The organism is Cyclobacterium plantarum, assembly GCF_011290685.1.
GTDB lineage: Bacteria > Bacteroidota > Bacteroidia > Cytophagales > Cyclobacteriaceae > Cyclobacterium > Cyclobacterium plantarum.
Genome location: NZ_JAANYN010000014.1, coordinates 72,120 through 95,291 on the forward strand (window position 1 = coordinate 72,120; position 23,172 = coordinate 95,291).

The 23,172-nt window shown below is 42.0% G+C and carries 17 protein-coding genes; 10 read left to right on the forward strand and 7 right to left on the reverse strand.

The genetic code is table 11. The annotated features are described in order from the left end of the window. Nucleotides 1–72: 72 nt before the first annotated feature. Nucleotides 73–1,395 (reverse strand): tRNA (N(6)-L-threonylcarbamoyladenosine(37)-C(2))-methylthiotransferase MtaB, encoded by a 1,323-nt coding sequence (mtaB, locus tag G9Q97_RS22295; RefSeq protein ID WP_166151077.1) that lies wholly within the window; start codon nt 1,393–1,395, stop codon nt 73–75. Nucleotides 1,396–1,629: 234 nt separating this feature from the next. Here mtaB and G9Q97_RS22300 point away from each other — a divergent pair, with 234 nt between their 5' ends. Then, nucleotides 1,630–3,792, forward strand: a complete 2,163-nt coding sequence (locus tag G9Q97_RS22300) for a glutamine synthetase III family protein (RefSeq protein WP_187357745.1) — start codon at nt 1,630–1,632, stop codon at nt 3,790–3,792. Nucleotides 3,793–4,109: 317 nt separating this feature from the next. Here the strand turns inward: G9Q97_RS22300 and G9Q97_RS22305 are convergent, their stop codons facing one another. Both G9Q97_RS22305 and G9Q97_RS22310 read right to left on the reverse strand, forming a co-directional pair. Continuing rightward, on the reverse strand, nt 4,110–4,583 hold the full coding sequence (locus G9Q97_RS22305) for a hypothetical protein (protein ID WP_166151079.1): 474 nt from the start codon (nt 4,581–4,583) through the stop codon (nt 4,110–4,112). 96 nt (nt 4,584–4,679) lie between these two features. Next, complete coding sequence (locus G9Q97_RS22310) at nt 4,680–5,687, reverse strand: zinc-binding alcohol dehydrogenase family protein (protein WP_166151081.1); 1,008 nt, start codon at nt 5,685–5,687, stop codon at nt 4,680–4,682. Nucleotides 5,688–5,931: 244 nt separating this feature from the next. On the opposite strand from G9Q97_RS22310, the gene yiaK reads away from it, so the two are divergent. From yiaK to G9Q97_RS22325, 3 genes are read left to right on the forward strand one after another with little or no spacing between them, the layout of a single operon-like run. Continuing rightward, a complete protein-coding gene (yiaK, locus tag G9Q97_RS22315) occupies nt 5,932–6,948 on the forward strand; it encodes a 3-dehydro-L-gulonate 2-dehydrogenase (RefSeq protein ID WP_166151083.1) in 1,017 nt (338 codons plus the stop codon). A gap of 47 nt (nt 6,949–6,995) precedes the next feature. Further along, the gene (locus tag G9Q97_RS22320) at nt 6,996–7,499 is read left to right on the forward strand and encodes an AAA family ATPase (protein ID WP_166151085.1); all 504 of its coding nucleotides are present in this window, start codon (nt 6,996–6,998) and stop codon (nt 7,497–7,499) included. Then, nucleotides 7,489–8,466: a phosphotransferase gene (locus tag G9Q97_RS22325; protein ID WP_166151087.1), complete on the forward strand. Its 978-nt coding sequence runs from the start codon at nt 7,489–7,491 to the stop codon at nt 8,464–8,466. Before G9Q97_RS22320 ends, G9Q97_RS22325 begins: the two co-directional genes overlap by 11 nt. Nucleotides 8,467–8,505: 39 nt before the next feature. Here the strand turns inward: G9Q97_RS22325 and G9Q97_RS22330 are convergent, their stop codons facing one another. Then, complete coding sequence (locus tag G9Q97_RS22330; RefSeq protein ID WP_166151089.1) at nt 8,506–9,972, reverse strand: pyruvate kinase; 1,467 nt, start codon at nt 9,970–9,972, stop codon at nt 8,506–8,508. 212 nt (nt 9,973–10,184) lie between these two features. Next, entirely contained in the window at nt 10,185–11,567 is a 1,383-nt protein-coding gene (locus G9Q97_RS22335) for an MBL fold metallo-hydrolase (RefSeq protein ID WP_166151091.1), read from the reverse strand. Between the two features lie 379 nt (nt 11,568–11,946). Between G9Q97_RS22335 and G9Q97_RS22340 the strand changes: the two genes are divergently transcribed. From G9Q97_RS22340 to G9Q97_RS22355, 3 genes are all read left to right on the forward strand, one after another. Beyond that, nucleotides 11,947–12,168, forward strand: a complete 222-nt coding sequence (locus G9Q97_RS22340; protein WP_166151093.1) for a FeoA family protein — start codon at nt 11,947–11,949, stop codon at nt 12,166–12,168. 3 nt (nt 12,169–12,171) lie between these two features. Continuing rightward, nucleotides 12,172–14,283, forward strand: coding sequence for a ferrous iron transport protein B (feoB, locus tag G9Q97_RS22345; protein ID WP_166151095.1), 2,112 nt, complete (start codon nt 12,172–12,174; stop codon nt 14,281–14,283). Between the two features lie 232 nt (nt 14,284–14,515). Beyond that, nucleotides 14,516–15,145: an MCP four helix bundle domain-containing protein gene (locus tag G9Q97_RS22355; protein WP_166151099.1), complete on the forward strand. Its 630-nt coding sequence runs from the start codon at nt 14,516–14,518 to the stop codon at nt 15,143–15,145. 10 nt (nt 15,146–15,155) lie between these two features. On the opposite strand, the gene G9Q97_RS22360 is transcribed toward G9Q97_RS22355, so the two are convergent. Continuing rightward, nucleotides 15,156–16,184, reverse strand: coding sequence for an LLM class flavin-dependent oxidoreductase (locus tag G9Q97_RS22360; protein WP_166151101.1), 1,029 nt, complete (start codon nt 16,182–16,184; stop codon nt 15,156–15,158). A gap of 261 nt (nt 16,185–16,445) precedes the next feature. Further along, entirely contained in the window at nt 16,446–17,552 is a 1,107-nt protein-coding gene (locus G9Q97_RS22365; RefSeq protein WP_166151103.1) for an alkene reductase, read from the reverse strand. A 293-nt stretch (nt 17,553–17,845) separates the two neighbouring features. Here G9Q97_RS22365 and G9Q97_RS22370 point away from each other — a divergent pair, with 293 nt between their 5' ends. From G9Q97_RS22370 to G9Q97_RS22380, 3 genes are all read left to right on the forward strand, one after another. Next, complete coding sequence (locus tag G9Q97_RS22370; RefSeq protein ID WP_166151105.1) at nt 17,846–18,451, forward strand: RNA polymerase sigma factor; 606 nt, start codon at nt 17,846–17,848, stop codon at nt 18,449–18,451. Nucleotides 18,452–18,689: 238 nt separating this feature from the next. Continuing rightward, nucleotides 18,690–19,646, forward strand: coding sequence for a FecR family protein (locus G9Q97_RS22375; RefSeq protein ID WP_222852062.1), 957 nt, complete (start codon nt 18,690–18,692; stop codon nt 19,644–19,646). Nucleotides 19,647–19,789: 143 nt separating this feature from the next. Then, nucleotides 19,790–23,140 carry a SusC/RagA family TonB-linked outer membrane protein gene (locus G9Q97_RS22380; RefSeq protein ID WP_166151109.1) on the forward strand — a complete coding sequence of 1,117 codons (3,351 nt, stop codon included), beginning with the start codon at nt 19,790–19,792 and terminating at the stop codon, nt 23,138–23,140. Nucleotides 23,141–23,172 lie beyond the last annotated feature (32 nt).

The window sequence follows — 23,172 nt, forward strand, 5'->3', positions numbered from 1 at the left end:
CAATTCATCATAGAAAATGGGATAAAAAACCTCAAAATTAATTCCAACGGTATGCAGCCGGATGAAATCTCCTTATCCATGAGCCATCAAACCGTTTTCGGGTTCCAAAACTTCCACTGTTCCTTTCTCATTGATATCACTTAAGGTGACTTCTTTTATTTCATTGATCAGAAGCGGATCATATTTGGCACTGATCCTGATATAGTTTTCCGTAAAACCATGCATTTTACCCTCCTCAATGTCCTCTTCAAAAAGAACCTGGAAGGTCTTGCCCAAATTTTCTTCATAAAATGCCCTTCTTTTCTTTTCAGACAAAATACGCAGCATTTTTGAGCGTTTATTTCTGATTTTCATGGGTACAACATCCTCCATTTCAGCTGCCCTAGTATTAGCCCTTTCTGAATAAGTGAAAACATGGAGGTAAGAAACAGGCAGATCTTTCAGGAAATTGTAGGTCTCCATGAACAATGCCTCTGTTTCACCCGGAAACCCTACGATCACATCTGTCCCGATACAACAATGGGGCATAAGGCTTTTGATCTTGTATACACGGTCTTCATACAATTCACGAAGGTATCTCCTGCCCATTTTCCGAAGCAGGGTATTACTTCCGGATTGCAATGGTATGTGAAAATGAGGAACGAAATGTCTGGATTCAGAAACAAACTGAATGGCCTCATTGGTCAAAAGGTTGGGTTCAATAGAAGAAATCCTAAACCTGTCAATTCCTTCTACCAGGTCCAGAGAGCGGATCAGGTCTAAGAAGCTTTCCTTCCTTTTTCCTCCTTCTATGCCAAAATCCCCAATATTTACCCCTGTAAGGACCACTTCCTTTACATCGGTATTTGCAATTTCATTAGCCGTGACCAGGATATTTTCAATAGAGTCACTTCTGCTTTTGCCCCTGGCCAATGGTATGGTGCAAAAGGCACAACCATAATTACAGCCATCCTGTACTTTAAGAAAAGTACGGGTCCGGTCATGCATGCTGAAGGCATGGTTGAAATCCTGTGCTTCTTTGATCTCAGAGGCAAAAACCTTTGCTTCCTGACTGGCAGCAAAACCATCCAGTAATTCGATAAGCCTGAATTTTTCTGCGGCCCCCAATACCGCATCCACCCCTTGAATGGTAGCTATTTCACGGGGTTTTAACTGGGCATAACAACCGATAATGGCAACAAATCCATCGGGGGAAATTTTTTTGGCCTCTTTAACAATCTTTTTACATTTTTTATCTGCATTTTCGGTAACCGAGCAGGTATTGATAATGAAAATATCCGGTTTATCCTCAAACCCCACTTTTACATAGCCTTTTTTCTCGAACATCCTGCTGATAGTGGAGGTTTCGGCATAGTTTAATTTGCAACCCAGTGTATAAAATGCTACTTTTTTCAAATTTCAAACCATTTGATTTTAACATCCAAAGGTAAGGATTATTGACGAATTTTCCATTTTCGTAAAATTTGATTTAAAATCTGGTTTTTCTACCTCAATTGATGGCTATTTGTCCTTTATTTTATGTCAAAAGTGTAATTTTCTTGTTAGTGACCTCAATTTCTGACCATTTTTGTTAAAGATTCATTTATTTTTCTAATTTTGTAAGTAGTTTTTAAACCATAAACTAAAACAATGGCAACATTAAGACAAAAAGCATTAATGAAGGTGCAGGGAAGACCACAGGTTTCTGCAGTTGCGCCCTCCTTAAAAATTTCCGATTATTTTGGATCGCAGGTTTTTGGCTTGAAAGAAATGCAGGAAACCTTGGCGACACCTGTTTTCAAGAAAGTCAGCACCGCTATCGACAAGGGGACCAAGATAGATATGTCCACCGCAGATGAGGTGGCTACTGCTGTAAAAAGTTGGGCTCTATCCAAAGGAGCCACGCATTATACACATTGGTTTCAACCTTTAACCGGATCGACTGCCGAAAAGCATGATACTTTCTTTGACGCCATGTCAGGCATGGAGAAATTCAAGGGGAGTGCGCTTGTTCAACAGGAGCCCGATGCTTCATCTTTCCCGAGTGGAGGCATAAGGACCACTTTTGAAGCCCGTGGATATACTGCCTGGGATCCAAGTTCTCCCATCTTTATTTTCAATCAGACCCTTTGCATTCCAACAATCTTTGTTTCTTTTACAGGGGAAGCCCTGGATTTTAAAACCCCACTCATCAGATCAACTGAAGCCATCAATAATGCTGCAGTTGAAATTTGCCAGTATTTTGACCGAAATGTAAAGAAAGTAAATCCTTCTTTGGGAGTAGAGCAGGAGTATTTTGTAATAGACAGGGCACTTTATGCGACCCGTCCGGATTTGGTGATGGCGGGAAGAACCGTTTTCGGTCATAATCCAGCCAGAGGCCAGCAATTGGATGATCATTATTTTGGATCAATTCCATCCCGGGTGAAGGAGTACATGAAGGACTTCGAAATCGAAGCACTTAAATTGGGTATTCCTGTTTCCACCAGACACAATGAAGTGGCTCCGGGACAGTTTGAGGTAGCACCATTGTTTGAAGATATCAATAAAGCTACCGATCATAATCTTTTGTTGATGGATGTGATGGAAAAAGTAGCTGAAAAACACGGGCTAAAAGTACTGTTTCACGAAAAGCCTTTTGCTGGACTGAATGGTAGTGGCAAACACAACAACTGGTCCCTGATCACAGATACAGGTGTCAATCTTTTTCAGCCAAGTAATTCGGCCAGAGAAAACCTCCAATTCCTTTGTTTTCTGGTGGCAACCCTGAAAGCCGTTTATAAAAATGCTGATTTATTGAGAGCCAGTATTGCATCTGCAGGTAACGATTTCAGGCTGGGAGCCAATGAGGCACCACCTGCAATTATTTCTGTTTTCCTTGGATCCACCCTCACCGGGATTTTGGATGAGTTGGAGAAAAACGGAAATATAAAAATTGAAAAAGGTGACAATATGTACATGAAACTTGGAATTTCTAAAATTCCAGAAATCATATTGGACAACACCGACCGTAACAGAACTTCTCCATTTGCCTTTACCGGAAACAAATTTGAATTCCGGGCTGTAGGTTCCAGTGCCAATCCGGCCGGTCCAATGACAGCTTTGAACGTGATTGTTGCAGATGTTTTAAAAGAACTTAAGAAGGACATCGACAAGGAAATAGAAGGCGGTAAGGAAAAGAAAATCGCCATTGTAAATGTATTGAGAAAATACATTAAAGAAAGCAAGAAAATTAGGTTTGAAGGAGACGGCTATTCTGAGGAGTGGGAAAAAGAAGCGGAGAAAAGAGGGCTTTCCAACCTCAAAAGTACTGCAGAGGCACTGGATATATTATTGTCCAAGCAAGTTACTGACCTATACAAGCGGCACAATGTATTGAATGAAAAGGAACTGCATGCCCGTCATGAGATCAGATTGGAGAATTATGTCATGAAGGTACAGATCGAATCCAGGGTGATGGGAGATCTTGCATTAAACCATATCATCCCTACGGCGATCCGTTATCAAAATCAGCTTATCGTCAATGCCAATGGTCTAAAAGGATTAGGATTAGACCACCGTGCTGCCATAGAGACTATTGAAGAAGTTTCAAAACACATCGAAGCCCTTAAGTCAAATGTTAGCAACATGATTGAAGCGCGAAAAAGGGTAAATAAGGTAGAGGATATTACCGAAAAAGCCAAATTGTACAGCTCTGAAGTGAAAGATGCTTATTTTGATAAAATAAGATATGCGGTTGATAAGATGGAACTGCTGGTAGATGATGAATACTGGCCTTTGGTGAAGTACAGGGAGATGCTCTTCCTGAAGTAAGAGTCATTGATTATATTTCAATATTAAAGCCCGGAGTTTTTCCGGGCTTTTTTTTTGACCAGGGTAGGGATTGTAATTTTGGATTTAACCCGGAATATGCATTTGGATTCGTATTAGATAGGTTAATGCATATTTCGCATCTAATTACCTGGGGTCAATCAAAAAAAATCGCAGCCCTGCCTGTTGGGCTTTCGGATGGTTATTAAAGCAGTCTTTTCAAAGGTCGTTTATAGGTGTTCGTGTCATAAAAAAAAGGTGATTGTTTCTGAAAACCGCAAAATTTTCAGGTGTTGGCGAAGCATTGAATCACTAAGACTTTAATAACTGTAAAGAGGAATGTACCAACTGATGTATTTGTCTTCGAATTTTGTCAGACAATCTCTGTTATTTTCCACTTTCATTTTTCTTTTGATTACCTTTTCCAATTTTTCGAAATCAACGGCATGCTTTTCCGGATCATTTTCACAGATAAAATAAAGCTCCTGCACATCACCGCGAATATCAATGTATACCCTGCTTTGAATTTTTATGTTTCGAAACAAGGTTTTGGTGTCTTCATCAAAATAGGAGGCAATATGATCGAAATTTAGTTCTTTGCTCAAGTCCGTTGATGAGCAATCCAGGCTTAATCCTTCGGTATCTATTCGGGTATAATCCATAGCTTTCATTTTGATCACATATGCCCGGTTGGTTTTTAGAACTTCATAGCCAGCCTGCACTTGCCCTTGACTAATTGAAGGAAAAGTTACCAATCCTGAAATTGTGAGTAGCAACAGCAATAACTTATTCATAACCGAATCGTTTCTTAATTTCAATCTGGTAATTTTCAAAAGGAATAACAAAAACCTCTCCACAATCGGTACAAAGTTTTTTTTAATGGTCCGAAATTAAATGCTTATCATGGCTTTGATCACCTGGTTGGATGGAAGGGTCAGGTGGGTAAACTTTTCAGGAACCTCATCAAAGCCCAAATCATGGGTATGGTAATTTTCTGTAGGGAACTTTTTCAAAGCTAAAATTTTCATTACCTCAAGGAAATCAGCTTTGGTTGCATTTCTGCTGCATAACAAACTCAGTTCTTTGGCATGGATGGAAGGATGATGGAAACAAAGCTGATCTTTATAAAGACCTACTAAAATATATTTTCCGCCATGGGCAGCGAAAAATGGCCCCGATTCCATGGCTTGTTTGTTTCCTGTAGCATCAAAAACAGTATTAAAACCGGCTCCAAATTTTGTCTTATAACCGGGATCCGATACAAGTTGTGCAGCATCAATGGTGTTTTCTGCATGGAAATGATCTTTTGCCAATTTAAGGCGTTCCGGATTGGTGTCCAATGCCGTAACCTTCGCTGCTGCATGGTGCGCAAATACCATTATGGCCAGGCCAATAGGGCCACAACCCATGACCAGTATTTCCTCCCCGGCCTGAACTCCGGCCCGCCTTACGGCATGAGCCGCAACGGAGAGCGGTTCTACCATGGCCATTTCTGTCCAGCTCAATTCAGGGCTGGGAAGTAAAAGGTGGGGGGGAAGAGACATGTATTCCTGCATGGCTCCATCAATGTGCACTCCCAAAACCTTGAGTGTTGTGCAACAATTGGTTTTTCCCGACAAGCAGGCATTACATACGCCGCAATGAATGTAAGGTATTACGACGACAGGATCTCCAGATTGAAAACGGGAACCATTGGACTGACTGATTGTCGCGGCAATTTCATGACCTAATATGCGGGGATAGCTAAAAAACGCCTGATTTCCGGCAAATGCATGCAGGTCCGTTCCACATACCCCGATTGTTTTGATTTTAACCTGTACCTCATGCTGTGCCGGGGCTGGTACCTCTATGTGCTGTTGTTTCAATGAGCCGGGCTGCTCACAACGGATTGCCTTCATGTTTTCTGGATTGCATTTATCGGATGCTATCTGTAAAAGTAAAGAAAGCCAGGGTAAGACCCATAAAACTTTTAAAGAAATTCATTTAAAGCCTCCTGTAGGCTCGATTAAAAGCTTATATTTATTCATCATCTTTAAAGTGGTCTATTCCTTATAATCATTGCCAATGATTGTATATTGAACTTTTAAGAGCTAAAAAAAATCCCGTTATTGGTAGCTCATCTTTATAAAGCGTTTGAAATAAATGAAAAATAATATACGCATCCCATTTGTGCAATTGGAATCAACACTGGGTGCAATTCTTCAAAAATCTGGATTTGATTCGGAAAAAGCCTCAGTTTGTGCCACTCTCTTTGCCAAAGCCAGTTTGGATGGGGTGGCTTCTCATGGGTTGAACCGTTTTCCCACCTTTCTTGAACAGGTCAGGAAAGGACATGTGAAGGTGGAGGCCATACCAGAGCAGGAATTTTCTCTTCCGGTGATGGAACGCTGGGATGGAAAGCTCGGACCGGGGATGTACAATGCCCATTTTGCCATGGGCAGGGCCATTTCGATGGCCACTGAAAATGGCATGGGCTGTGTGGCTTTAAACAACACCAATCATTGGATGAGAGCGGGGAACTATGGCTGGCAGGCGGCAGAAGCGGGATGCATTGGCATTTGCTGTACCAATACCATTCCCAATATGCCTGCCTGGGGCGGAAGCGAGCCAAAATTGGGAAATAATCCTCTGGTAGTAGCAGTTCCTTTCAGAAATGAAGCGCTTGTGCTGGACATGGCTATGACACAATATTCCTATGGCAAAATGAGTATTTTTGAGAAGGAAAAGGCTTCCATGCCCTATGCCGCAGGTTTTGATAGCAAAGGCGAACTCACAAAAAACCCCATCCATGTTTTGGCAAAACAATTGGCTTTACCCATTGGCCTATGGAAGGGGGCAGGTTTATCTCTGATGCTGGATTTGCTGGCTTCCGGATTATCCAATGGAAAGACTACCCGGGAAATTGGACTGCAGGGGGAAGAATACGGAATCTCTCAGTTTTTTCTATGTTTCCATCTGGAAAAATTGGGAATTGCTCCCCTTGAGTTGGACAAAAAATTGGCAGAGGTAGTAGAAGATTTGAAGGCTACCGCCGTATTTGAAGGCATGGAGGTGAGCTATCCCGGCGAAAAATCTTTTCAAAGAAGAAAGGAAAATCTGGCATTGGGTGTACCTGTAGCGGCGGAAATATGGGAAGAAGTGCTGCAAATGAATGGATAATTTCGGTGAATGGTTTTAATAAATCATTGGGTTAAAATTTCTTTTGAATGTTACTATTGGTAATGGGATTACCTGGGTCTGGAAAAAGCTATTTTGCCAATAAGCTGGCAGCTGAAACCGGTATGACCTACCTGAGTAGTGATCAGGTTAGGATGGAAATGGGATTAAGAGGCCAATACAGTAGCCATGACCGGCAAAAGGTTTATGACGAGATGGCAGCGAGGGCTCAGAAATTTTTAGAAGCGGGCAAATCGGTTTTGGTGGATGCCACCTTTCAAAGGAATGAAAACAGGTTGACATTTCAGGATATAGCCCTGAAAATGGGACAATCCTTTATCTGTATGCGGGTTTGGGCTGAGGAGGATTTGATTGAAAAACGACTATCAAAAAGCAGGGAGGAAAGCGATGCGGATTTTTGGGTATATCAAAAATTGAAAAGGAACTTCGACCCGATAATAGGTAATTACCTGGACATCCAATCTGAAGACGGTAAAATAGCTGGTATGATACAAAAAGCAGTTAAATATTTAGAAAACCGAAATGAAAGCTGAGGACATTCAATTACTGGCAAGTGAAGGGCTTTACATGGGCCGAAGGATTGAAGGAGAAGTAGTAGAAACCCATATTTCCTGGGTCATTTTAAGCCATAAGTGGGTCTTTAAAATCAAAAAACCGATCAGGCTTTCATTTCTGGATTATTCCAGCCTTGAATCAAGAGCTTATTTTTGCGACCAAGAGATTCAATTGAATGCTCGGTTTTCTTCCATTTATATCCGGAGCTGTCCGATTACCTGGAATGATGGGAAATGGGAAATGAATGGAAAAAGAGGAGTCATTCATGATTATGCCGTAATGATGAAACGTTTACCGGAGGCTTACAGGATGGATAAGATGTTGCAATCAGGAGAGGGTGCTCCCTTTCTGATCGAGAAGCTTGCCAATAAAGTAGCCTTATTTCACCGCAGTCAGCCCTCCGACAATTCGCTATTCAATGTAAAGGAGGCGAGGGGTATTTTTAACGATATTCTAAATAATGCCCACAAATATTCCGATGAGCAGGAAGAATTTCTTCAAAAGGCCGTCCGATGGAGCGATTTGTTTTTGGAGAAACACAGCAGGAGATTAAGGGAAAGGGCCAGTTTGGGTTGGGTGCGTGATTTGCACGGAGACCTGCACACGGGCAATGTCTTTCTGACCGACCCCCCGGTTATTTTTGATTGCATTGAGTTCAGTAAAAGCATGCGTACCATAGACCTGCTTTACGAGGTGGCCTTTATCTGCATGGATCTGGAGCGTTTTGGCAAAGATGATTGGTCGGCTTTGTTTTTGGAAACCTATCTTAAAAAAAATCCTGTGCTGGATCCTGATAAAGATGCGGCCATATTTATTTATTTCAAATGTCTGAGAGCCAATATCAGGGCCAAGGTGCTGAGCCTTGACCCATCTGACAAAAAGGAAAAACAGGAAGCACAAAATGCCTACTTTAAATTGATGGAATGGTATATAAGCGAAATTTAAAAGTCCCGCACTTTGATTTCCTGATGTACGGGCTATAGGCTAAGAAGATTGAATGAATTTTTTTGCCATGGCAAGAGAGCCCAGTGTAAACCTTTTTTTATTTCGCCTGTCACTGGTACGTTGCATGATTTCTTTCAGGGTTTTCAATACGGAAATGGTATGCTTACCCTTATTGATCATGATACACTCTGCCAGGGACGCAAGGCCGGCATCGGTTATCTCTGAGCGGGTGGGCATTCCAGATTTATGTAGATTTTCCAATACCTGTGTTGCCCATACTACAGGTACATGGGCAGCTTCGCAGATCCAGAGGATTTCCTCCTGAATTTCTCCCATACGTTCAAAACCAATTTCTACGGCCAGATCCCCTCTGGCAATCATGATTCCACAAGGGGGATGCCTCATGCCTTCCAAAAGCAATGCCGGTAAATTGGCCACTGAATCCGGAGTTTCGATTTTATACACCAGGTCAGGACGGCGACCACCTATTTTTTGCAACTCTTTCCGAAGATGTCGAATATCCCCTGTGTTTTTCACGAAGGAATAGCCAATGAGGTCTGCATGACTGCAAATAAAAGGCAGGCATGTCTTGTCATAATCGGTCAAAGAGGAGATGTTGAAGGTGGTGTCCGGAAAATTGATGCCTTTCTCTGATTTAATCTTTCCTTTTTTGGAAGAAACCCTGTCCAGGACCACAGCTGCATTTCCACTTTCGGTTTGAGTGACCCTTCCTCCGATCTCCCCGTCATCAATGAAAACCCGGTGCCCGGGTACCAAAGAAGAAATAATGCCCTCCTCATTCGGATGCAACACGACCTGATCCTCGCTGAAATGGTCCATGTTCTCGGAAAGCCAGATGGTTTCCCCTACGGATACTTTAACCTTTCCTTTCTTTTTGCCCTTACCCAATAATACGGTTCTGATTTTTGGACCTGCCAGGTCCATGTGTATCTTGCAATGCTTTCCTGTCTTTTTTTCTGCCTCTCGAATTTGGTCAATCATGGCTTTCCAGACCGTTTCATCATCGTGGGCGCAGTTGATTCGGGCCACATTCATGCCCTGGACCATTAGGTTTTCCACCAAATCCGGATCATCGGCAAAACCCGTGTCAAAGGTTACCATTATGGTCGGTACTCCAGGATTTTCTGGTGAACCAAATAAAACCTGGCTGTTTTCGGCCAATTGAGCCTGGCTGTAAGTATAGGTGCAGGGGTTGAGTTCCTCCGGCTTGTAGTGGTGCCCAAGGCGTTCGCGAATGACCTGAATTTGCCTGTGAATATGGTTTTCTGAGTTGGATAGTGCGGAGAGGCCGTACAAATGCAGCTTTTCCTGCAAAGCTTTCCTGTCCTCACTTCTGAAATAAAGGTATTGGATCAGGTTTCTGGCAGCTGCCTGGGAGCTTTCAGGAATCCCTTCCAGGTATTTTTGATGCTTTTGGCTGGTTTCTAGTATGGCTTGCTCCAGTATAGCCAGTTCATTATTTATTTGTTCCAATGCTGTTTTCATCCGGGGTAAATATAGAAGTTATTACCGGCATTTTGATCCCCAGAATGGTGCCAAAACAAGGTTTCAACCGAAAATAAATCCGATTATCAAATACCCCTCTTTTTCCCGCTGCCAAATGTTGAGTTATACAGCTTGATGGAAATGTAGAATGAGCCTAAAAAAAAGCGGACCACCCATAGGATGACCCGCCTTTCTGCTAGATGCCTGTTTTTTTAGTTGCTGCTCCAGTCTTCCCAGCCTCCGGCATAGTTGGAGACATTATCGAAGCCATTGGCCCTAAGCAGAGAATAGGCGATGGCTGCCCGGCCACCACTTTGACAATGGACAATTACCGGCTTGTCCCTGGAAACTTTATCCAGGTTCTGGTCCAGCTTACCTACAAAGAGATTTTTCGCCCCTTCGATATGGCCTTTTTTGTATTCAGAGGCTCCCCGCACATCAATTACCTGCACGGTTCCTTTTTCTAGCTGCTGCTTAACCTCTTTTTTATCGATGGCCTGGTAATGTTCCAAGGCTTTTCCTTCAATGTCGGCCAATTGTCCGGGAGTAATGTATCCTTGTATGTTATCCAAACCGATTCTCATCAATTTGCGGGTAAGCTCCTCTACCTCATTTTCTTCGGCGATCAGCACAAAGAATTCATCATAATCCATGTACCATCCCATCCAGGTGGAGAAGGTATTGGTATTCGGGATGTTCAGAGAACCTTTCAGAAAACCCTTGGAAAAAGCTTCAGGTGTGCGAACATCGATGATTTTTAACCCTCTTTTTTTGGCATTTTCAAATGCCTTTTGGTTAAGGTTTTCGATTTTCGGTACTTCGGTCAATAGCTTTCGGTCAACTTTGTTGAGCTTTTTCATCATGGCAAAATACCGGGGAGGTTCAGGTTGATCAGCCAAAAGCTCTTTGCTGAATGCTGCTTTATCGGCTAGCAACTGCAAAGCCCAATTCCTGATTTTTTCATAGCCAACCGTGGAGACGGGTACAGCTCCCAGAGATTTTCCACAGGCAGAGCCGGCTCCATGACCAGGCCAGACCTGAATAAAGTCTTGTAGTTTGTTAAATGTCTTAAGGGAATCGTACATTTGGGCTGCGCCAATATCCTGGGTGCCTTTCAATCCTGCAGCTTGTTCAAGCAAATCTGGTCTTCCCACATCCCCTACAAACACAAAATCGCCCGTGAAAAGCATTACCGGTTCCCGCGTGGCGGGATTGTCGGTAAGCAGGAAACTAATACTTTCCGGGGTATGGCCCGGAGTATGCAACACTTCGAAGTCCAGATTGCCCAATTTTACATGATCCCCTTCCTTCAGTTTGTTGTGGGGAAATTCATATTTCCAGTCTTTATCTCCCATATCGGAAAGGTACATCTGCGCACCGGTCAGTTTGGCCAGCTCCCGGGAACCACTTAGAAAGTCAGCATGGATGTGTGTTTCCAAAACATGCGTGATTTTCATATTATTGGCCCTGGCTATTTCCAGATAGGTGTCCACATCTCTTTTTGGATCAATCACAGCGGCTACACCTCCTGCCTGACATCCTATTACATAACTGGCTTGCGCCAAACTTTTGTCATATACTAATTCGAAAAACATCGCTATTTTTTTAGTTTATCGTTTATTCATTTTTCATACGGGCAGACCAGAAGTAGGTTTACCCAAATCTTATGCAAGTTTAAGCATTACTGATTTCCCGGGATGTGATAATTATTACGGAAGCCATATACCGCCATAAAAATAATTGAATCCGGTTTATGAAATTGAATGGGCTTGTTTTGACGGAGCTTTGCATGAAACCCCGGCAATTCTCTCCTTTTGGATGGAGCTGGTGACGGATGTAATTAAAAGAACTGAGTTTGCTATTATTATTTATTCAATCTAAATAAAGGCTGAAATACTTATTATTCCGCAAAAAATATATTAAAATTGCCTTTTCAAATCATCTAACGGAATTGGTCTTTAATTCAAAATGCTCATGACTGCAACCGGACTTAAAATCAACCAAACATACGAAATCGAAGGTATCTCTGCATCACCCCTGATGGTAAGGATGATGGAAATGGGGGTAATGCCCGGCAAAAGCATCAGTCTTCTCCAAAAAGCTCCATTTAAGGGGCCCATGGCATTTTTAATCGAAGGAAATATTCTCGCATTAAGAATAGAAGAAGCCGACCTTATCCAAATAAAAGGATCCTAATACATGGAAGTGTCAGAAAAGAAAGCTGTAAAAAGTATTGCTATCATAGGTAACCCCAATGTAGGTAAATCGAGTATTTTTAATCAGCTTACCGGATTAAATCAGAAGATAGGAAACTATCCGGGAATGACGGTAGACAAAATGATGGGCTATTTTCAGATAGGAAATAAAAGCTTTGAGTTGATAGATTTACCAGGTACCTATAGTTTGTATCCCAAGTCTGAGGATGAAATCATTGCACAAAAGGTATTGAACGGTATTGGGATGGAAAAGCCTGATGCGGCATTGGTGGTATTGGATGCTTGTAACCTGGAGCGCAGCCTTCTATTGGGAACACAAGTATTGGATTTGGGCATCCCTATGGCATTTGTGGTCAACATGAAAGATTTGGCTGAAAAGCGAGGGCTTTCCATTCAGACTTTTGCATTGTATAAGGAATTGGGTGTTCCCGTGGTGCTGACAGATGCAAGAAACAACCAGGGGCTGGAAGCAGTCCGGGACCTCTTATCCAATGATGATTTTGCAGTAGGAAAACCATTTTATGAGTTGGGTTTTGCAGAACTGTTGGAAGAAGTCAGGCTGAAATTCAGTTTTGAAACTCCCTATCAGGCATTTCAACAGTTGGTGTTTGCGGGGTATGACCCAATGCTTGACCAGGAAAGGAAACAGTGGTTGGAAGATAAAGCCAGGAGCCATGGTTTTGACAGCCAGGTTCAGCAAGCCAGGGAAACCAATCAACGCTTCGAAAAAATTAAATCCACGCTGAGCAGGACCCAATCTTCAGGCAGTGGTAAGCCCAAAAAGTTTCATGCCACTTTGGATAAGGTATTGATGCATCCTGTTTGGGGGTATGTTACTTTTTTAGGGATTATGTTGTTGATTTTTCAGGCCATTTTTGCCTGGGCCGAAGCACCAATGGATTTAATTGACGGTGTTTTTGCTGCCTTGAGCGGATGGGTTTCGGATACGCTTCCTCCGGGGGTTTTAACAGACCTGCTTTCTGAAGGTATTATCACCGGAATAGGAGGAGTAGTTATTTTTATCCCTCAAATTGCGCTATTGTTTGGATTTCTGGCTGTATTGGAAGATACGGGATACTTTTCCAGAGTGGTTTTTCTGATGGACAGACTCATGCGACCATTTGGATTGCATGGAAAGAGCATTGTCCCCCTCATTTCCGGAATGGCCTGTGCCATTCCCGGGATCATGGCCACCAGAAATATCAGCAATACCAAAGAAAGATTGATTACTATTCTGGTAACTCCATGGATGAGTTGTTCTGCCAGACTCCCGGTTTACATCATATTGATTGGACTTACCGTACCTGATGAGGCCTGGATGGGGATAAACCTTCAGGCTTTCGCCCTTTTGGTAATGTATCTGATAGGCGCTGCTTTTACCCTTTTGGGAGCTTTTGCCTTAAAATTTGTATTGAAGTCCCAGGAAAAAAGCTTCCTGATGACGGAATTGCCCATTTACAGAATGCCTCGCTGGCAGACGGTATTGCTGACCATGTTCAATAAATCGAAGATTTTTGTTTTGGAAGCAGGAAAGGTAATACTTGCCATATCCATTGTGCTTTGGGTCCTGGCCAGTTATGGGCCTTCCGGAGAAATGGAAGCCATTGAAGCTGAGGAGAAAGCCATGTTGGAAAATGTAGTGGGGGAACAAAAGTTTGAATTGACCAATGAATTTGCGTCCAGGAAGCTGGAGGCTTCCTACATTGGGATTTTGGGAAAAGCCATCGAACCAGCCATTCGGCCTTTGGGCTATGATTGGAAGATTGGGATTGCTTTATTGACTTCATTTGCAGCCAGAGAGGTTTTTGTCGCCACTGTAGCTACCATCTATAGTGTGGGAGAAAATGTAGAGGATGAGTTGACCATTAGAGAAAAGCTGGACAAGCAAGTGCATGCCGACACCGGAGAAAAGGTGTTTACCCGGGCTACAGGATTTTCTCTAATGGTATTTTATGCGCTGGCCATGCAGTGCATGAGTACGGTTGCCGTGGTTTACCGGGAAACGAAAAGTTGGAAATGGCCGGTTTTGCAAACTATTGGTATGACGATTGTGGCCTATCTGGGTGCATTGATCACCTATCAAATCTGGAGTTAATCATGTGGCAGGAAATTATTGTGGGCATATTGTTTACTGGAGTTATCTTCTTCTGGATTTACCGGACCTGGATTAAAAAACGGGTAAAGGGCCAGAATGGCTGTGGCTGTGACAAATGTGGATAAACTCTTTTGTGGATTGCTATTTTTTTTTCCTTTTTAACGATTACATTTGACGCTGGTTTAATTTTCCATTAAGAAATGATACGGGTAAGGATCCGGTTCTAAAATTCATGAAGTGGACATACAGTGTAAAAAATAAAATAACAGCAGCAAGCTTGTTATTTGGGGTAATCGTGGTTGTTTTGCTGATCAATTTTAATCAACGCAACCAAATTGAAGAGCTGAAATCTGCCTTTGAATCCATTTACAGGGACAGGCTGGTTGCGGAAAGCTATATATTGGATTTCTCGGAAAAGCTTCATGACATGCATGATGCGATCAACGATCCGACTTTACCTTTTTTAAAAAAACAGGAAATCGCCAACAAGATTCTTAATGAAATCGATACCCTCAATCATTTGTATGAAGCTACCCGACTGACAGATGAAGAGGCCCGGTATTTTGTGCACTTTACAGGACTCACCCATGAAATGGACCTAAGGTTAAAAGCAGGTGATTTGGATAGCGAGGAACCGATGATCCGTTCAGCACTTTTAGACCTGCATTCCCTTTCTCAAATCCAATTGAATGAGGCAGATAAATTAAAATCAAAAACAGACAAAATTTTTTCCATGGGAAGCATCCTGTTGCAATTTGAAATGGTGGTTCTGATCATTATTGGCTTATTGATACAGGCTTTGTTTTTTGCTTCAAAAACCAGCAAGGGATTTAAGATTCCGGAAAACCCCAATTTAAACTAAAATAACGCACTCATGCATGATTGTTCACCAAATGGTCTGCCTGGAAGGATTGTATGGCAGCTGCAGTAAGCTCAAAAGAGTACAATCGCTTTTTATGGTCATATAAATTGGTGGTTACCATCAGTTCATCGATTTTATGCCGGTTTACAAAATTTTCCAGTCCGGCTTTGACTGTTGCCTGACTCCCAATAAAGGAATATTGCATCATGTGCTTTAAGGCGGCGGCCTCTTGCATGGACCAAATTTGATCCATATCTTCTACAGGTGCTGACAAAGGGTAGGAGCGTCTGCGGATGATTCCCAATGCCATTTGATAAAACGAACTGGCCAGAAATTGGGCTTCATCATCCGTATCCGCAACGATTACATTGACACAGGCTATCAGATAGGGCTTGGGGCAATTCGTTGAAGGCTGAAAATTGTTTTGATAATAAGCCGATGCCTGCTGGAAATAATTGGGAGCAAAGTGACTGGCAAAAACATAGGGCAAGCCCCTGGATGCAGCCAGGTAGGCGCTGTCCATGCTGGAGCCAAGTAAATATATGGGCACAGTTAATCCCTCCGCAGGGAATGCCCTTACTTCAGCGTCCAAATTGTCTGCCGAGAAAAATTGTTGTAACTCCTCCAGGTCCTGAGGAAATTCCTGGACGGTTTCCATTCTTCCGCGCCTCAAAACTGCTGCGGTTTTTTGATCCGTACCCGGAGCTCTCCCCAGACCCAGATCAATCCTTCCTGGATACAAAGTGGCCAAAGTGCCTATTTGTTCTGCCACCATCAAGGGGCTGTGATTGGGGAGCATGATTCCTCCTGACCCAACCCGTATACGCTGGGTTCCCTGAGCTATATAACCCATCAAAACTGTGGGAGAAGAACTTCCCACATGCGGCATATTGTGGTGCTCTGCCAGCCAAAACCTATTGTAGCCCCATCTTTCTGCATGCCTGGCCAGGTCCAGGCTCCTGGAGTAGGCATCTGAGGCATCATGGTCCTTTTTTAAAATGGCCAAATCAAGTATGGAAAAGGGAGTATTTGTAGACATAGGTATTAAAACTATAGAGACCTTTTTTTGGTTCCTGCTTCTAATCAAGGAAATAAAAATCCACAGATTGAGGAGTACCGGAGGGAAAATGCCACAAACCAGTAATTAATTCCTTCATTCGGTCGATTTTTTAAAAAATCAGAATTCACCCGATTGTTTGCAGTTTATCTATCTAAAGTGCGGGTACATTTGCTAATTTCGGAGAAAACTAGAAAGCCATCTCAGAACAGAAATGGCTTTCTAGTTAAGGTAAATCTAAAATTAACTTTGTGCTGTTTCTGCCAATTTGGGATAGTCTGTATAGCCCTTTGAACCCGGCGTATAAAAGGTATCCTGATCCCAATCGGCCAGCGGCGCATCCTGCCTGAATCTTTCTACCAGGTCCGGATTGGAAACATAAGGTTTGCCATAGGCTACCGCATCTGCCAATCCTTCACTGATAAAGCGGTTACCCTTTTCCTTGTCAAAGCCAGCGTTTATGATAAGGGTACCTTTAAACAGGGGGCGGTACCTTTCGGCAATGTTTGTTTCTGCGTAAGGAATTTCTGAAACATCGTTAAATGGCTCTGAAAGGTGCAGGTAAGCCAGGTCGTAGTCGTTAAGTTTATTGATGATATGATCGAAGGCAGGTATGGTCTCCTCGTCCAAGCTCATGCCAAATAAACCATGAAGCGAAGGATTTAATCTCAGGCCAATGCGGTTTTCCGGTATCTCTTTTTTGATGGCATCAATGATCTCAAAAAGGATTTTCGTTCGATTGGCGATGCTGCCTCCATATTCATCTGTCCTGACATTAGAGGTGCGGTTGAAAAACTGGTGCAAGAGGTATCCATTGGAGGAGTGTATCTCTACACCATCAAAACCCGCCGCCCAGGCATTTTTAGCCGCTTTTCTAAAGTCCTGAATCGTTTCCTTGATTTCTTCAAGGCTCATTTCTTTTGGTGTTACCGTTTCCTTAAAACCCTTTGGGGTGAAGGCTTTGGAATTGGGATTGATGGCTGAAGGGGCCAGGGGTAGTTCCCCATTGTGAAAGTCCGGATGAGAAATCCTGCCCACATGCCATAACTGTATGAATATTTTACCTCCCTGCTCGTGTACGGCAGATGTCACTTTTTTCCAACCCTCAATTTGAGCAGCAGTATAGATACCGGGAGTATTGATGTACCCCACTGCTTTTTTGGAAATTTGTGATCCCTCTGTTATGATCAGCCCGGCGCTGGCCCGTTGGGAGTAGTAATCAACCTGAAGTTCAGTTGGCGCATTGTCAGGATTATCAGCCCTGCTTCGTGTCATAGGGGCCATGACTACCCTGTTATTGAGTAAGAGGTCACCCAATTTTAATTTTTCCAATAACGGTTGCTTTTCCATGTATATAGTTGGTTTTCAATCTGTGAAAATAATTTGATTGCTGCATTAAATAGCAATTAAGCAAAACAAACATATTAATGTACCTACAACCTATGTTTATACATAATAGTTTCTTTTTAGGTAAAAATTGAAATGAGAATAAGAATTGAAAAAAGTAATCAAATTTCTTTCCAGCTACTTAAAGGTTTGGTATTTTAATATTTTGAAATTCTTTTCGTTTGTAAGTAATTTATTTTTCAAATTATCGTATGTTTGATATATTCAATTAAACCCATTTTATAACCGTATGTTCAATGAAGTTTCACACCCTAAAAGACATTGAACTTTGGAAATTGGTGGCAGATGGTGATCAAACCGCCTTTGATCATATTTATCTGACCCATGCCAAAGACTTATACAAATATGGTTTTCGATTCACGCAGGATACGGAATTGATCAAGGACGTAATACAAGATGTTTTCATTCATATTTGGGAGTCCAAAAATGTTCTTTTCATCAATAAATCTATAAAATTCTATCTTTTTTCATGTTTCAGGAGGGAGGTAATCAAGCGTGTCAACGTAGCCTGTAAATACGAGAGTATTGAGGATTACCATTCTAAAATTTCCTGGGAAGTATCGTTTCAGGAAATTTTAGAGGAAAATCAGATCAGCCTTGATTCTACCCATAAACTTAGTCGTGCAATTGACGCTTTACCTTTAAGGCAAAAAGAGGCGATTTATTTGAGGTACCTTCAGGAATTGACCTATGACGAAATTTCTGAATTAATGGGAGTTCAAATTCCTTCAATCTACAATTTGATATTTAAGGGAATCAAATCCTTAAAGACCGTTTTGTCCCACAGTGATTTTACGTCGAAAGTTATTTTTTTATTCTTTTTTAATTTGCATTGGTATTAATTAAATTGGTTAAAATACTTATTTAGGTTTAATTTATTGGTTAATACCTCAAGTATTCCAAAAAAATATTAAATTTTTTTGGAATTGGAGATGAGATTTGTAGCACTATTTTCTCTTTAATACATATAGCAGAAGATTAATGAAGTCATACAACACAATAGAAGATTTTTTGCAGGATAAATCATTTTTATCCTGGGTATTACATGCTGATACTTCGAGCGGTTGTTTTTGGGAAAAAATGGCTTCAGATAAGGAGAAGGGAATAATTTTACATCAGGCCAGGTTAATTTTGCTGGAATTTCAAGCGACCGGGGAGGATTGGGAAGAACAGGATCAACTTTTGTTGCTTTCCAGTATCCACCAAAATATTCAGCAAGGAAAACCGGGGAGGGGGCATTCCACAATTAAATCAGAGCATTCCGAGAAAAATCATTGGAGGGGGATTTCTATGCTTTTGTTTGTGATTTTCATTTCAATGATGGGGTTTTTGGCATTTGATGTGGTAAAGTATCATACAGAACCAGCATTGGAAAATACTGAAAATAAGCCACATTGGATAACCAAATTCAATCCAAAAGGGCAAAAATCAAAGATTCATTTGCCAGATGGCAGCACGGTAATTATCAATGCGGATAGTGAAATCAAGTACAGGAGTGATTTTGGTGTGAATAATCGGGAGATTCATTTGACTGGAGAATCATTTTTCGAAGTGGTCCCGGATAGTTTATTGCCTTTCCGGGTATTTTCCGGAAAAGTCATCACCACTGCCCTTGGCACTTCCTTCAATATTCAATCCTATAATCCCGATAAAATTAAGGTTCAACTTGCTACAGGAAAGGTGGAGGTCGTGAATGAGTTGCTGGAAAATCAACTTGTTTTTCTTCAACCAGGAGAGGAAGTGACATCGGTTGGAAACCAAAAAATTACCAAGAGTAAATTTAATCCCAAAAAAGCTTTTTCCTGGAAATCAGGTGTTTTGTTTTTTGACAATGCCTCGCTTTCTGAATTTGAACTAACACTAGAGCGATGGTATGGGGTAGAAATTTCTCTGGAGAATAGGCCAAAACAAAAATTAAAAATATCGGGGGAATTCAAGGACAGTTATTTAAGTAATGTTTTGGAGTCCGTTGGATATGCATACGGGTTCAATCACATCATTGATCAAAAAAAAGTTAAGTTAGTTTTCGAACATTAATCAAATTGGATGAAGAAAACGGATCGATAAAAAAACAAAGCCAATGATTTCTCATTGACTTTGTCCGGCAAATAGAAAGATTTATCAGATGTTACCTATTTGCCTTTGTTTTACTGCAAACTCACAATAAAACACCCAAATTTATGGAAAAATTATTACATGCCCTATGTATGATAGGAAAATACTATTTGTATGGATTTCTGATCCAGATGCTTTTTTTACCACTGATCTATGCGGCACCGTCCAATGCCCAGGGTTCACTGGATATTAAGCAAGTTCATCTGAGTTTAGACCTTGAAGATGTTTCTTTGGAAGAGACTTTTTCTGAGATAATGAGGTTAACGGAGTTTTCTTTTATTTACGACGATCGTTTGCTTGAAGGCGCAGATCAGGTGAGCATTCAAATTAAGGATCAGACATTGGAAACTGTTTTGTTATCCCTTTCTTCTTCCCACCAATTGGCCTTTAAACAGGTGGATGATAAAATCAGCGTAAAATTTTCGAAATCAAAAGACAGGTCCAGAGCTGTGCTCGTTGAAGTAACGGTTACTGGTACGGTTGTGGATGCCAATGGTGACCCCATACCAGGGGTGACGGTATTTGTTCCCGGGACCAACTCAGGAACAGCCACCGATATGGATGGAAAATATTCAATAGTCGTTCCCGAGGGCTCCTCCCTTGTCTTTTCCTTTATTGGATTTGAGAGTCAGACGGTAGAAGTGGGAAATCAAACCACTATTAATATTACCATGGAACAGAGTGCACAGGCACTCGATGAAGTTATTGTTCTCGGTTATGGTACCCAAAAGAAATCCGAACTTACCAATGCAGTGGTTCAAACCTCCGGTGAGGAGGTTAAAAAATCATCAGCGGTATCCCTCTCCAACGCCCTATCGGGAAGATTGGCAGGCTTATATGTCAACCAGCGAAGTGCCGTTCCGGGTTTCGATGATGCGCAAATCCTGGTAAGGGGATTCAATACCACCAGAAATAATTCCGCATTAATTGTAATCGATGGTGTAGCTAACGCAGATCCTGATGGGCTCAACCGTTTGGACCCGAATGATATAGAATCCATTTCTGTGCTGAAAGATGCCTCAGCGGCAATTTATGGAGCCCAATCCGCTGGTGGGGTAATTTTGGTTACTACAAAACGAGGAAAGACAGGGAAACCATCTTTTAATTTTTCCACTTCCCATTTGTTCCAGTCGCCTACCATGAAGGTTAAGTCGGCAGGAGTTTTTGACTATATGGATGTTTTGAATCGGAATAGGGTACTGGAAGGTGGAGGAGCAGTATTCCCGGACGATTTGGTGGAGTCTTTCAGAAATGGAAGCCGCCGTGCGGAAGATTGGTGGGATGCCCTGGTAGACCCTCCCGCAATCATTTCCAGGCAATCATTAACCATGCGGGGTGGATCTGACAGGATTAGGTATTTTACTTCTGTAGGAATGGTTAATCAGGGAGGTATTCTCCGCGCCGATGATATTACCAAGCTCAAACAATACAATGTGCGTGCAAACCTGGACGTAACCGTTACGGATGATTTAGAAGTTGGAATTGATTTGTCGATCCGACAAAAATTCACTCAATCTCCTCAAGGCGGCTCAGGTGCTATTGGGGCTTTTGCTTCCACCAGTCCCTTGCAGGAGGCTTATATTGGAGGGGATTACAGATATCCTGGAGAAGGTTGGTCTCATTTAAATCCTGCCGCCCGGCTTTTAAGTCCTGGATACAGAAGAAATACAGGAGATGTAGCCAATGGTACCTTCAGGTATAATTACAAGATTCCATTTGTGGAAGGCCTGTCGGTGGACGGTTTTGCCTCTATTGTGAAGACTTTCAATTACAATAAATCCTTTGACTACGTATGGGATTATTACGAGAGAAACTCCGAAGGAGTTATTGTAAAAAGAACCTCGCGTACTGTTGAAGATATCGGGTTAAGGGAGGATTTTAACCAAAGTACAATGATAACCCTGAATTCAAAAATTGCTTATGATAGGGTTATCAAAACCAATCACAGGGTAAGTGGATTCATCGCTTATGAGCAAATGACCTATGATGATAATTTCTTTTGGGCGCAAAGGTTAGGATTTGATTCCCCCCAAATTGACCAGCTTTTCGCAGGTAGCGAAAACAGGAGTCAATGGAACAATAGCGGAGGTGCCAGCGAAAATGCCCGGCAAAACTACTTTGGACGCTTAAATTATGAGTTCAGCAACAAGTACTTGTTTGGTTTTAACTTCCGGTATGATGGATCCCCCATTTTTCCAAAGGAAACCAGATGGGGCTTTTTCCCGGGCTTGTCGGCAGGATGGGTAGTAAGTGAAGAAGCATTTATGTCGGACAACCTTTTTAGTAATTTAAAACTAAGAGCATCCTGGGGTAAATTGGGAAATGACAGGGTAGACCCTTTTCAGTACATTGGCCGGTTTGGATACGGACCTGGTTGGGTAGTAAATGGTGCCGATGTACGGGGAATAGCGGCCCTGACAACTCCAAACCCCAATATTACCTGGGAAGTTTCCGAATCGACGGATATTGGATTGGAGTTAGGTTTTTTGCAGGATAGATTGACTTTCGAAACGGATGTCTACCGAACATACACGACCAATATCCTGGGCAGAAGGCAGGCCTCTATTCCAGGCTATACCGGCCTGATTTTACCCGATGAAAACATCGGCGAGATGAAAAGTCATGGAATAGAATTCCAATTGGGTTTTAGGGAACATTTTGGGCAGGTCAATTACAGGGTAAGTGCCAATTATTCCTATAACGACAATGAAATCATATTCTTTGACGAAGTACCTCAGGCTGAGCCCTATCAGAATCTGGAAGGAATGCCTATAGGTTCAGAACTGGTATACAACGCCATAGGCATTTACCGTACACAGGATGACCTGGATTCCTATGTCAGTTATCCCAATGCTACATTAGGGAGTTTGATATTCAATGATTTGAATAACGATGGTGTCATTGACGGCAATGACCGATACCGCTACAACATCAACGCATTTCCCAGGTCTCAATTTGGCATGACCATAGGGCTTGATTATAAAAACTTCGACCTGACAATGTTGCTTCAGGGGCAAGACGGGGGTAAGTTCAGGCTTGACAATGGCTTTGATACGGGAGCCAATGGAAATGGATTGGCTTATGTGGCCAACAATACTTATGATTTGGAGAATACGGATGCAATCCTTCCTAGAATACGGCCGGTGGGTTTTGCCGCACAAAACAATGATTTCTGGTATCACAATGCCAGGTGGGTCCGCTTTAAATCTGCTGAGTTGGGTTACAATTTACCAGGACCACTTATGGACAGAATCGGTATTTCTGGTTTACGGGTGTATTTATCAGGGGAAAATCTATTCATGATTTACAATAATCTGGCGGAATTTGGTGCAGGTGATCCTGAGTTTCTCAGTGGTAAAGGGGGTACATACCCCAATATGAGAACTCTGGGTTTTGGTCTTAATCTTTCTTTCTAATGAAAAACGTTATGAAAATCAGCATTAAAACA